Here is a 12,594-nt window from a genome sequence, read left to right on the forward strand (position 1 = left end):
TCATGACTAATCTATTTACTAAAATGTATGAATACCAATTTGGCGGGAGCCTACCGCTTAATTCGCCTACCTATGTAGTACGTCAAGCCGATGCCGATCTATTTCGCGGAGTTCTATCCGGAGAATTTTGCTATGTTCTCAATTCCCGGCAAATGGGGAAATCCTCTTTACGAGTCCGAACCATTGAATTACTCAGAAATCGAGGAATTGTTTGCTCAGTTGTGGATTTAACCGCTATTTTTAGCCGCAATATTACCGCCGAAGAATGGTATGCTGCCTTTGCCTATTCCATCTTGAGTAGCTTTAATTTAGCCGATAAAATCAACCTGCCCAAATGGTGGCGCGATCGCCTCTCGTTTGCCCCCGTCGAACGGCTGCGTTTATTGTTAACTGAAGTCCTCCTCTGTCAGATCTCTCATAATATTGTTATCTTTGTCGATGAGATTGATAGTGTCTTGGGCTTAAAATTCCCCGTAAATGATTTTTTTGGATTAATTCTATCTTGCTATCAGAATCGCCAACAGAATCCGGAATATCAACGAATAACTTGGGTATTATTGGGTGTAGCTAGTCCATCAGAATTGAGTGCTAAACCTAACTTTAGCCCCTTTGATATTGGTCGAGAAATTCAGTTAACTGGATTTCAATTTCAAGACTGTTTAGGATTAGCGGAAGGATTGGTTATGAAAGCCAGAGATCCGCAAAAAGTTTTGAAAGCAATTTTAGATTGGACAGGTGGAAAACCTTTTTTAACGCAAAAACTTTGTCATTTGGTTGCCAATCATGATGAATTCATTGCTCTGAACCAGGAAAATCAAAGAGTCGATCGGTTAGTTCACGCCAAAATCCTCCATAATTGGGAAGCTCAAGATGAACCAGAACACCTGAGATCGATTCGCGATCGTCTCCTAGAAAGTCCGAATAAAAAATCATTATTAGAGTTATATTGGCAAATCCTACAAAAAGGAGAAATTCCTTCAGAAGAAAGTCGAGAACAAACCGAGTTACGCTTGAGTGGTTTGGTTGTAAAGTTACCTTTTGGTCATCAATCTGCCCGACCTATTCTCAAAGTTTACAACAAAATTTATGCTTATACATTTAATCTAGAATGGCTTCAAAAATGCCTCGGATATAGCCCAAATAAAACGCCGCAGATATCCATAAACAAACAATTATCAGATGAACAGAAGCTCTACGATCATCTGCTTTATTGGGTGCAACAAGAATCTCCAGCCGTGATGATTCAAAGAGTCTATAAATTATTTATTGAAGTCATTGGATATCCAGATATTGAAATTAGTGGCGTTCTCCGACGGTTGATCATTCAAGTCACCGAACAACATAAATTTAATAAAATTTTAAATCGATGTTTTTATATTTTAATTAATCACTGGCAAGTTCGATCCTCATCTAAAATTGCGATTGTGGGTTTAATGGGTCTTTTCAATAATCAAAAACAGTATCAATACTCCTATTCTGCTCCCTTACCTAAATATGTGGAGCAACTCAAAATGAGAGTTAATCATTTTTGTGAAAGTCATGAATACAAAATGATTGAAAAACTTTTCGTTGAACCGATCATTCATGCCACAGTTAAAGAATTTGAAGAAAGTGAAGATTATCAAATTTTGCGAATCTTGATTGAAAATAAATCGAGTTCCCAATCTGAATTATCTCCAGTTTTAAATTCTCCACTCAAAACACAAATTTATCGATATCCCTATCTTTATCGCTATTCCCTAGTGGCATCCAATAGTTCGAGGGAACATCAACAGATGCTGCAAGAAATTCAGTCAGAACGGCAATGGGAATTTGAACTGAGTCTTTCCCAGTATGCTACCTATTTAATTAAAAAAATATCTGGGTTTAGCAGCCACAAACCGTTGTCTAATCCGACTCTTTTGAGTGACCAAGATCTGTATTTAGCGATTAAACAGTTTACGGGTAAAGTAGAAGGAGATTCGAGCTATAAAGATTTAGCTAGAAACTTTTTAGAGCATACAGAAACTGTGGAATCTTATCAAGAATTTAAGGAACAATTTTATCATTATATTATTACAGCAATTGATTCGGATTATCAGTCTCAACATTTCGATTTTAAATTAAGACATAAACTAAAAAGTTTATTGCCGGAACAAGACCAACAAGGGTTTAATTCTCTTTTGCTCAACCAAACTTGTGAGAAACTCTTAAAATTTCTGATTGAGAGTCCCCACGATCCAAATCACTATATTTTTGTTAACTTAATCGCCAATTTAGGAGAATTAAAAACCAGTGCCTTATTGCTGAAAATTGTCCTCATTTCGGGGCAAAGTCAATCGAATTTAGGAGAGCAATTATTTCAATGGTTCAATTATTATGAGTCTAAGCCGATCGATCAAATTCAATGGTTTGTTAATTTCCTGGAAAATATTAATGTTGCCTTGGTGATTAACAATGAAACGCTAGATGTGTCGTCAATTCAAAATTATCTCAAATAATTCTTTTTATGGTGATTAGAGACCTATTGGCAAGATGCCATGCAGGTAATACAGCAGTTTTTGCTGCTATGCGGTACATTTCTATCCCCCCAACCTCCCTGCTTAAAAAGGGGGATTTAGGGGGATCTTTTCCGACTGTACCTCATTACCGCGCGAAGCGCTGTATCCGCCACTGATTCGGAGTACCGAATTCAGTGGGGGACTTACGGCGAATTAGTTAACAAACGGAGATTGGGGCGATCGCCAGGTTTGCCTCTATCTAACCGATGGTTACGGGAACTTTTCTGACCCTGTTCCCGACTACCCAGTGTTGTGGGTGGTGACTCTAGGCGGATTAGACTTACGTCACTTTCCGTTTGGGGAAGCCGTTCGCTTGTTATCGACTGGATGAGCCAAATTTTAAGTTAAATGTCAATTTTTATCAAAGAGTGCAACATTCAGGCAAGTCGGCTGAAGAGTTTGGCAAATTAGAAAAAGGAAGGGATAAAACGGCTCAATCCTGACTCACCTGCCATCTAGGTGGACTGTCATTGTAAACCTCACCCTCTTATTGTTTTCGATAACCATGAAATTTAACTATTACACCTTTTGGCTACCCCTATGGGCTTATCTTAATCAACCCTTGTTTAACTCAGCGTCTCCCATGGTGTGGAGTCCCCAGCACTTTTGGTATCGCTATCAATTAACCCTTCTGGAGCGATGCTGGCACATGAGTCATCAGGAGGGACATCCCCAGGCTTGAGCGGTAGGCAGGGCGAGAGGGGTTGCGCTCTAAGCATATCGCACCTTATCCTGCTCGCCTGACCCCGATCTCTATGTCTCCATATTGCGTGTTCCGTTCTGCTCACTGGGTAATTCTGTATCCGGAGATGGCTGAAAAATAAGGTTTCCAAGATCGGTTAGGAGAAGGGGCTGACGATATGCCCATATGGCGATGCGCCCTCTGGTGCAGCCCAAGAACAACCTTTGGAAGTCCCCGAATTCTCCATTCCTGCATCTGAGGAAGAGTCCTATGCAGCCGAGTCCCTATCCAACCCCGATATTCCCTTGCCTGAAGTGGTGGGCGATCGCCAATAGTTACAGCGCTTCGCGCGGCAGAAGGTATCAGAATGCTCTCCTCCTCTGGGACGGGGGAGGCAAACGCCAATGGAGAGGATGTAAGACCCCTTCGCATAGAGCAAATCCAAGATGAGGCAATCTTCTGTGAAGTTGGAAGCCCACACTGACTAGGGCGGTACAGTGTGGGTCGTTCACCCACAGCTAACCCCTACAGGAGGAAATAACACCATTGAAGGAATGAAGATAATTAAGGTAAATCCGTCGATCCCATCAGGAAGCGATCGCACTCTCGCGCCGCACCGCGTCCTTCATTGATCGCCCAAACCACCAAACTTTGCCCGCGACGGCAATCCCCCGCCGCAAAAACACCAGGGAGGCTCGTGGCAAAATTGCCATGTTCCGCTTTCACATTACTGCGGCCGTCCCGTTCCAAACCCAGAGCCTCTAACAAGGGTTGTTCCGGCCCCAAAAATCCCATCGCTAACAGCACCAATTGCGCCGGTAACACCTTCTCTGTACCTTCAATGGGGTTAGGAATAAAACGCCCCTGCTCATTCTTCGTCCATTCCACCTCCACCGTATGCACCGCCTTCACCTGGCCTTGCTCATCCCCCTCAAACCGGGTTGCAGTCGTGGTATACACGCGCGGATCGTCGCCAAACACAGCCGCCGCCTCTTCTTGACCGTAGTCCAGGCGGTAAATTTTCGGCCACTCCGGCCAAGGATTATTCGCAGCACGAGTTTCTGGCGGTTTAGGCATAATTTCCAACTGGGTCACACTCTTACAGCCATGACGCATCGAAGTCCCTACACAGTCCGTTCCCGTATCCCCACCGCCGATAATAATCACATCCTTACCGGCTGCGGAAATATAATCAGGAGCTGGATTCCCATCAAGTACACTACGGGTATTTCCCGTTAAAAACTCCATGGCAAAATGAATCCCCTTGAGATCCCGGCCTTCGATTTCCAAATTGCGGGGTTTCGTCGCTCCCGTACAGAGAACCACCGCATCAAAATCATTGAGCAGATTCTCCACCGGTAGATCCTTGCCAATTTCCGTATTGCAAACAAACGTCACTCCTTCCGCTTGCAACACATCCAACCGGCGCAAAACCACCTCTTTCTTATCCAACTTCATATTGGGGATACCATACATCAACAGTCCCCCTGGGCGGTCTTCCCGTTCGTAGACTGTCACCCAATGACCCGCCTGGTTCAGTTGGGCCGCTGCTGATAAACCCGCCGGCCCAGAGCCAACCACGGCCACCTTTTTCCCCGTTCGTTGGGGCGGTAGAGTCGGTGTTATCCAGCCTTCATCCCAACCCTTTTCAGCAATGGAATACTCAATATTCTTAATCGTCACTGGAGGGTTAGTAATGCCCAAAACACAGGCCCCTTCACAAGGTGCGGGACACACCCGGCCGGTGAATTCGGGGAAATTATTGGTCTTGTGCAATCTATCCAGGGCTTCTTCCCAGAGTCCCCGATAAACCAGATCGTTCCATTCTGGAATCAAGTTATTAATCGGACAACCGCTTGCCATGCGGCTAATTTCTAAGCCTGTATGACAAAAGGGTGTGCCACAGTCCATACAGCGAGCGCCCTGGGTTTGCAGGCGATCGTCGTCCATATGCAGATGGAACTCATCCCAGCTTTGTATCCGCTCCTGGGGGGAAACCTCTGCCGCTACTTCGCGCAGATACTCCATAAAACCTGTTGCTTTTCCCATGATTGATCTCTCTACTCTAAATACAAAACACGCTTAATTTGGGGTGGGGGAATGGGGGAATGGGGGTGTAGGGGCAGGTTTCAAACCTGCCCCTACAGACATCTCTGATTGACTAACTGCCGCCAATGCGAGCAATATCGCGGGCATTTTCTTCAAAGGCCGCAGATAGGGCATCATCACCGCTTAAGCCATTGGCTAAAGCATTCTGAATGTGCTGGAGAACCCGCTTGTAGTCGCGAGGCATAACCTTCACAAACTTCCGGCTCATGGTTTCCCAAGATCCCAGGACTAATTCAGCTCGCTTACTGCCGGTATATTGGCCATGTTTGGTAATCATTTCGTGGATCTCGCGGATCTCTTCTGGATCTTCGAGGGTTTCGAGATCTACCATTTCCCGGTTGCAACGGGTGGCAAAGTCGCCGGTTTCATCGAGAACATAGGCGACACCGCCACTCATTCCGGCGGCAAAGTTGCGTCCGGTTTTGCCCAAAATTACGACTTTTCCGCCGGTCATGTATTCACAGGCATGGTCTCCCACGGCTTCGACTACGGCTTGTACGCCGGAGTTACGGACGCAGAACCGCTCGCCAGCCATGCCTCGGATGTAGGCTTGGCCGCCGGTTGCGCCGTAGAAGGCGACGTTACCGACGACGATGTTTTCAGCCGGGATAAAGGTGGATGATTTATGGGGATAAAGGATGACTTTACCGCCGCTTAAGCCTTTGCCAAAGTAGTCGTTGGCATCTCCTTCTAGTTCTAGGGTGACTCCTTTGGGGACAAATGCGCCAAAGCTTTGACCGGCGCTGCCTTGGAAGTGCAGGTGAATGGTGTCTTCGGGGAGTCCGTCCCAATGGCGTTTGCTGATTTCGTTGCCTAGGATTGTACCGACGACGCGGTTGGTGTTTTTGATCGGTAGGGTCTTGCGAATGGGTTTACCGTTTTCGATCGCCTCTTTGCACAGATCCAGCAGTACCGTCATATCCAAGGATTTCTCTAACCCATGGTCTTGGGGCATCTGGCAATAGCGCCCGACTTCCGGCCCGACTTCGGGTTGATGGAGAACTTTGGAGAGGTCAATGCCTTTGGCTTTCCAATGGTCGATCGCCTTCTTCGGCTCCAGAACATCGGTGCGCCCGATCATCTCATTCACGGTGCGGAAACCGAGTTGCGCCATAATTTCTCGCAACTCCTGAGCGATAAACCGCATGAAGTTAACGGTATATTCGGGGTCGCCGCTAAAGTTTTTCCGCAGTTCGGGGTTTTGGGTGGCAACACCGACGGGGCAGGTGTTTTTATGGCATACCCGCATCATGATACAGCCCAGGGTGACGAGGGGCATGGTGGAGAAGCCGTATTCTTCCGCACCGAGGAGAGCGGCGATCGCCAAATCGCGACCCGTTTTCATTTGTCCGTCGGTTTCTACAACAATGCGCGATCGCAGATTATTCAGAACCAAGGTTTGGTGAGTTTCTGCCACACCCAATTCCCAAGGCAGTCCCGCATGTTTAATCGAGGTTTGGGGACTTGCTCCCGTGCCGCCGTCAAATCCGGAGATCAGCACCACATCGGCATGTGCCTTAGCGACTCCGGCGGCGATCGTGCCTACACCGACTTCTGACACCAATTTGACATTAATCCGCGCTTGCCGGTTGGCGTTTTTCAGGTCGTGAATTAACTCGGCTAGGTCTTCAATGGAGTAAATATCATGGTGGGGAGGCGGGGAAATCAAACCCACACCGGGAGTTGAGTGACGCACTTTCGCAATCCAAGGATACACCTTACGCCCTGGGAGTTGTCCTCCTTCTCCGGGTTTCGCCCCTTGCGCCATTTTGATCTGGATTTCCTTGGCTTGGCTCAGGTACAAACTCGTTACCCCAAAGCGTCCGGAAGCCACCTGTTTAATGGCGCTGTTTTTCGAGTCTCCCCGCTCATTTGTCCAGGTATAGCGCTCCGGATCTTCACCCCCTTCTCCGGTATTGGATTTACCGCCAATCCGGTTCATGGCGATCGCCAAACTCTCATGGGTTTCCTTAGAAATTGACCCATAGCTCATGGCTCCCGTTTTGAAGCGTTTGGTAATGGCTTCCACCGGCTCCACTTCTTCTAGGGGAATCGGATCGCGAGCCTTAAACTCTAGCAGATCCCGCAGTCTGAAGAATTCCTTATCCTGCTGATTAATTTGGGCACTGTATTGTTTGTACAGCTCGTAGTCCCCTTCCCGGACAGCTCGTTGCAACAGGTGAATGATTTCTGGAGCCAAGAGGTGTGCTTCTCCATCTTTGCGCCATTGATATTCGCCCCCTGCATCTAGAGTTTCGATACTAGAAAATCCTTGATGGTGACGCTTGATCGCCTCTTGGGTAATCACATCTACCCCAATTCCTTCTAAGCGGGAAGCTGTCCAAGTGAAGTATTTATTAACGACCTCAGAACTTAAGCCAATGCTCTCAAAAATTTGCGCTCCCCGATAGCTCTGAATGGTAGAAATGCCAATTTTCGAGCCAATTTTAATCACCCCTTTGGTGACTGCTTTGATGTAGTTCTTGCAGGCTTTTTCATAATCCATCGGCGGAATATGTTTCTCCTCAATCATCGAGCCGATGGTTTCAAAGGCCAAATAGGGGTTAATCGCGCCGCAACCATAGCCAATCAGAACAGCAAAGTGATGGACTTCGCGGGGTTCTCCCGATTCCAGGATAATGCCCACACGGGTACGAGTTCCGGCGCGGATCAGGTGGTGATGGAGTCCGGAAACCGCTAACAGAGCAGGAATGGGGGCGCGATCGCCATCCATATCTCGGTCAGAAAGAATAATTAGGTTAATCCCCTTGGCGATCGCCTCATCTGCCTTAGCAAATATGCTCTCTAAGGTACTTTCGAGTCCTTCTACCCCAGTTTTGGGGTCAAACAGAATCGGCAAGGTCAGAGAGCGAAAATCACCGGTCTTATCTTCACCAAGCTGCTTCAGCCCAGCCAATTGAGCATTACTCAAAATGGGGGTATCCAACTGGATCAGGTGACAGCTTTCCGGTTCAGGTTTGAGCAGGTTACCTTCCGAACCAATGGTGGTAATGGGCGAAGTAATAATCGCCTCCCGGATTGAGTCAATGGGCGGGTTCGTGACTTGGGCAAACAGTTGCTTAAAATACTCATAGAGCAGTTTCGGCCGGTTAGAGAGAACGGCTAAGGGAGTATCCGTTCCCATGGCTCCGATCGCCTCTACCCCATTTTGGGCCATGGGCGCTAAGAGCATCCGCAATTCTTCAAACGTATAACCAAATGCCCGTTGTCTCTGGACGAGGGGCAAGGCAGGTGTAGGGGCGGGTTTCAAACCCGCCTCTACAGGCAAATCCGAGAGTTTGACTTGGTATTGATCCAGCCATTCCCGATAGGGGTGTTCAGTGGCGATTTGATGTTTTATTTCTTCATCGGCCACAATGCGCCCTTCTTCCATATTCACCAGGAACATGCGACCCGGTTCTAAGCGCCCTTTTTTAGCCACATTTTCCGGTTCCACGGGCAGCACACCCGCTTCTGAGGCCATGATTACCAGGTCGTCTTTCGTGACGTAGTAGCGAGAAGGACGCAAACCATTGCGGTCTAAAACCGCTCCCATCATTGTGCCATCGGTAAAGGCAATGGACGCAGGGCCATCCCAGGGTTCCATTAAGCAGGCATGATACTCGTAAAAGGCTTTGAGTTCATCACTCATGGACTCATGAGCTGCCCAGGGTTCGGGGATCATCATCATTACCGCATGGGGAAGACTCCGCCCAGCTAGGGTCATCAACTCTAGGGTATTGTCAAAAATACCGGAGTCACTGCCATCGATGTTGATAATGGGTTGGATGCGGTCTAGATCGGCTCCAAATTCTTGGGAGGAGGAGCCAAATAGGGATTGGCGAGCGTGCATCCAGTTAATGTTACCGCGCAGGGTGTTGATTTCCCCGTTATGGGCCACATAGCGATAGGGGTGCGATCTCTCCCAACTGGGGAAGGTGTTGGTACTGAAGCGGGAATGGACTAAGCCGAGGGCGCTTTCTAAGTCAGAGTCGCTTAAGTCGGGGAAGTAGGCTTTGACTTGGGGCGGCATCAACATGCCTTTGTACACTAGGGTGCGGCAAGAAATGCTAGTGGGATACCAATAGCGGTCAATTCCTGGAATTTTAATAGCAGTATGGGAGCGTTTGCGGATCACGTAGAGTTTGCGCTCGAAGGCCAGATCGTCTTCTAGATCGGGATTTCGGGCAATAAAGACTTGCTGCATAAAGGGTTCGCTCTCTCTAGCGGTTTCCCCTAAACTGCTGTTATCGGTGGGCACATCTCGCCAACCGATCACTTTTTGCCCTTCTTCAGCTACGATCTGCTCGAAGAGTTGCCGTCCTTTACTTCTGGCTTGGCGATCGGGGGAGGAGAAAATCATGCCGACGGCATATTTCCCTGGTTCTGGTAGGTTAACCCCTTGCTCTTGGGCAACTTTTGCCATGAATTTATGGGGCATTTGCAGCAGAATGCCTGCTCCGTCTCCGGTGTTCGGTTCTGCACCCACTGCACCCCGGTGTTCCAGGTTAACCAGAATGGTGAGGGCTTGGTCAACAATTGAGTGAGACTTTTCCCCCTTCATGTGTACGATGAAGCCAACACCGCAGGCATCATGTTCAAATTGGGGATCGTATAGACCCTGTTTTTGGGGTGATGTGGTTCTGTTCATGGTCTTGATATAGTTGGTTTTCAATCCTCAATGTCCTTTGAAGGAGGGAACCGGATACAGGAAATAGGGATGAAGCCGATCCGTTCATCTGTGATAGCCGAAAGTAGCACTGGTTATGGGTTCTTGAAGTTCAATCCCTGATTTTCCTGACACCTCATCTCCTGAGCTGGAAACCGTTGCTTCTAGATGTAGGATAGATTTTGACGGCAAAAAACGGCGATCGCCCATTTCTTAATAAAATGATCGGAATCTACCCCAAAGGTTCTGAAATATTTCTTAGCATTTCCTTCACCAGAGAGTAAATCTCAAAATTGGTAGCCAATTTAGCAGAAATCCGGTAGATAGCTTGCTATCCGTTCTCTTACCTGACCCATTACCCATTACCGTTCATGTCGGCAACAGCCGAATCGCTCATTTTCTGGAGTGCATAGGCCCGAAACCGATCTAAATCCGCTTGAATCGTCGATTCTACCGTAGGGCCGAGCAATTTATCCATCAGCTTACCGACAAGTCCTGGAATGGCATAGGCGACAGTTAGTTTAACGATACTGGTTTCATGGCGGTCATAAAACCGAATTGCACCTCGGTTGGGTAAGCCATCTACTGATTCCCATTGAATAATTTGATTAGGACTTTGTTTCAAGATGCGCGAGAGCCAACTAAATTCAAAATTACCCGAAGCTAATTTCCAGCGAGACAATTCAGGATTTTCTTCTAACACATGAACCGATTCAATCCATTTCATCCATCGGGGCATTTGTTCGAGGTCTGACCATAATTCCCACACAAATTCAATCGGCGCTTCGACTTCAACTTGTACGCTATGTTCTAACCAATCTTTCATAAAAGTATTTTGGGATGAGTGAGGGCAAGAGAAGGTAAAAAATAGACTTTATTGTTCTAGTCTATCATATGGATTGACTCAAATTTCGAGGGATAAATGATACAATTTTCATTGACCCCTAGACTGGTGATCAACCCCTCAACATTACATAGACTTAGTGTATCAAAATTACAGGTATAGCTGGCTAAAGTATCTCCTTGGCGGTTAAACAGACGGGTATTATAGCCATAGTCGCGGGCGATCGCCCCTATTTTGGTCAACAACTCATAGCGGTTGAAATAACTCGTCTCTCGCCAAACTTGACGGTTTACGACTAAATGAACTTCTCCAGGGGTCTGTTCATCTCTAGGAGGATAAGCCAACCAGGTTACCAGTAAATCCTTGCCATATTGCTCACTGGCCCACCATAAGCTCGGCAGGGTTAAGCGACCTTCTTGGATCGTATTTTCCGTAATGACTGCACCTGTACTCAGGTCTACAGGTTTACCTTGCTCAACCGCCTCCACCAACTGAGTATCTAAGGGCCCAATAAAAGGAAAAGGTACACCGGGATTTTGATATTGACATTGGGCCTGTGCGGGGTGAGAGTCCCCCCAAAACATCATCAGGGTAAGGCTGCATCCAAGAAAACTAGACAAGACAGAGGGGAGCTTAACCATAGGGAAGATAAGGCAACGATGGGATAACTCTCAACTATGGTAATCGGATTGCTGACAATCAACAATCCGATCGAGGAAGTTCCGGATCGGCTCGGACAAGGGTGAATTTTTTAACGGAGGGTGAGAACTTGGGTTGCCTGAAGATTGATGAATATTTGGCGCTATTTAGAACTACTGGTTATGTGCGATCGCAGAGGAAAAATCACCGCCGTGCGATCGCTCTATCCCCAAGGTCAAATTACTCACTTTCGTCGCCAAAATGGTGTTATTTGTAAACCCAAAATAGTGATCAAGATCTTAAATGTATACGGCAAAAGCGGCTGGGAACTGGTAAGCAGCTACTCTCTGAAATTTTCCCAAGGATATTGTCTGGTTTATACCTTAAAAAAACGAGTAAAGTGAGGACTCTCAAGTCCGTCTCAAGGATTCACCCACTGGGGAACTTCAAACATGATTTAACCGTCTTTATGAATTAGAGTGAGAACAGGAAAAATTTCCAGATTAGGTCAACAGACACACACCTTGAAACTTCCTGTTCTTTCAGATTGACAACAGCTACAATGTGAGGCAATACAACCATGTCTAAGTCTGTAATTAGTGTTTTAACTCTTACCGGTTTAACCTTAATTCCTTTGGGTGCTTTTGCCCAAACCCCAACTCTCCTACCCATCGATTCAACTGTTAGAGTAGAAGTCGAAGACATTTTCAGCTTAAGCCGGGCGAAAAATTTGGCTCGTCAAGCTGCCGAACAAGCCAATGGAGGGTTAAGTCAATATCGTGCAGAAACATCCATGCATGGAAATGCTACCTCTTCTCCCTTTGTGGATAATGGCGATGGGACTTGGACGTTTAAATTCTATGGGGGTGAACCCGGTTTTTCTGTACCGACAGTCGAAAGTGTGGTTACTGTTGCTAAAGATGGCTCTTGGGTGAGAGTAGACTACAACGGGCCCATTCGCTAAATTAGTCATACAGCCCTTGGCGCGGTAAAAAATACCAGCTTTTAGATCCCTCAACTCCCCTTATGAAAGGGGTTTGGGGGATCTAAAACTTAGTATGCTTTTCTAGATTTGATATAAGTAGGGTTCTGTTTTGCCTCAGTGAACAGC

At 46.9% G+C, this 12,594-nt stretch carries 8 protein-coding genes; 4 read left to right on the forward strand and 4 right to left on the reverse strand.

All coding sequences use genetic code 11. The features are described 5' to 3' along the window. Positions 1-2 precede the first annotated feature (2 nt). Together PJF56_RS16575 and PJF56_RS16580 are read left to right on the forward strand one after the other, a co-directional pair. The gene (locus tag PJF56_RS16575) at positions 3-2,480 is read left to right on the forward strand and encodes an AAA-like domain-containing protein (RefSeq protein ID WP_283763805.1); all 2,478 of its coding nucleotides are present in this window, start codon (positions 3-5) and stop codon (positions 2,478-2,480) included. Between the two features lie 565 nt (positions 2,481-3,045). Beyond that, positions 3,046-3,222, forward strand: a complete 177-nt coding sequence (locus PJF56_RS16580; protein ID WP_283763806.1) for a hypothetical protein — start codon at positions 3,046-3,048, stop codon at positions 3,220-3,222. 564 nt (positions 3,223-3,786) lie between these two features. Here PJF56_RS16580 and gltD read toward each other — a convergent pair. From gltD to PJF56_RS16600, 4 genes are all read right to left on the reverse strand, one after another. After that, entirely contained in the window at positions 3,787-5,271 is a 1,485-nt protein-coding gene (gltD, locus tag PJF56_RS16585) for a glutamate synthase small subunit (RefSeq protein ID WP_283763807.1), read from the reverse strand. Between the two features lie 112 nt (positions 5,272-5,383). Then, positions 5,384-9,982 carry a glutamate synthase large subunit gene (gltB, locus tag PJF56_RS16590; protein ID WP_283763808.1) on the reverse strand — a complete coding sequence of 1,533 codons (4,599 nt, stop codon included), beginning with the start codon at positions 9,980-9,982 and terminating at the stop codon, positions 5,384-5,386. Positions 9,983-10,355: 373 nt separating this feature from the next. Continuing rightward, positions 10,356-10,826 (reverse strand): SRPBCC family protein, encoded by a 471-nt coding sequence (locus tag PJF56_RS16595; RefSeq protein WP_283763809.1) that lies wholly within the window; start codon positions 10,824-10,826, stop codon positions 10,356-10,358. A 56-nt stretch (positions 10,827-10,882) separates the two neighbouring features. Beyond that, positions 10,883-11,431, reverse strand: coding sequence for a hypothetical protein (locus PJF56_RS16600; RefSeq protein ID WP_283763810.1), 549 nt, complete (start codon positions 11,429-11,431; stop codon positions 10,883-10,885). Positions 11,432-11,632: 201 nt separating this feature from the next. Between PJF56_RS16600 and PJF56_RS16605 the strand changes: the two genes are divergently transcribed. Further along, complete coding sequence (locus PJF56_RS16605; protein WP_283763811.1) at positions 11,633-11,887, forward strand: hypothetical protein; 255 nt, start codon at positions 11,633-11,635, stop codon at positions 11,885-11,887. A gap of 176 nt (positions 11,888-12,063) precedes the next feature. Further along, the gene (locus tag PJF56_RS16610; RefSeq protein WP_283763812.1) at positions 12,064-12,447 is read left to right on the forward strand and encodes a hypothetical protein; all 384 of its coding nucleotides are present in this window, start codon (positions 12,064-12,066) and stop codon (positions 12,445-12,447) included. The last annotated feature ends 147 nt before the right edge of the window (positions 12,448-12,594 follow it).

Source organism: Roseofilum halophilum BLCC-M91 (assembly GCF_030068445.1).
GTDB lineage: Bacteria > Cyanobacteriota > Cyanobacteriia > Cyanobacteriales > Desertifilaceae > Roseofilum > Roseofilum halophilum.

Coding starts and splice junctions, on each gene's coding strand:
- PJF56_RS16605 (WP_283763811.1), top strand. CDS start 11,633: ATGAATATTTGGCGCTATTTAGAACTACTGGTTATGTGCGATCGCAGA.
- PJF56_RS16595 (WP_283763809.1), bottom strand. CDS start 10,826: ATGAAAGATTGGTTAGAACATAGCGTACAAGTTGAAGTCGAAGCGCCG.
- gltD (WP_283763807.1), bottom strand. CDS start 5,271: ATGGGAAAAGCAACAGGTTTTATGGAGTATCTGCGCGAAGTAGCGGCA.
- PJF56_RS16610 (WP_283763812.1), top strand. CDS start 12,064: ATGTCTAAGTCTGTAATTAGTGTTTTAACTCTTACCGGTTTAACCTTA.
- gltB (WP_283763808.1), bottom strand. CDS start 9,982: ATGAACAGAACCACATCACCCCAAAAACAGGGTCTATACGATCCCCAA.
- PJF56_RS16575 (WP_283763805.1), top strand. CDS start 3: ATGACTAATCTATTTACTAAAATGTATGAATACCAATTTGGCGGGAGC.
- PJF56_RS16600 (WP_283763810.1), bottom strand. CDS start 11,431: ATGATGTTTTGGGGGGACTCTCACCCCGCACAGGCCCAATGTCAATAT.
- PJF56_RS16580 (WP_283763806.1), top strand. CDS start 3,046: ATGAAATTTAACTATTACACCTTTTGGCTACCCCTATGGGCTTATCTT.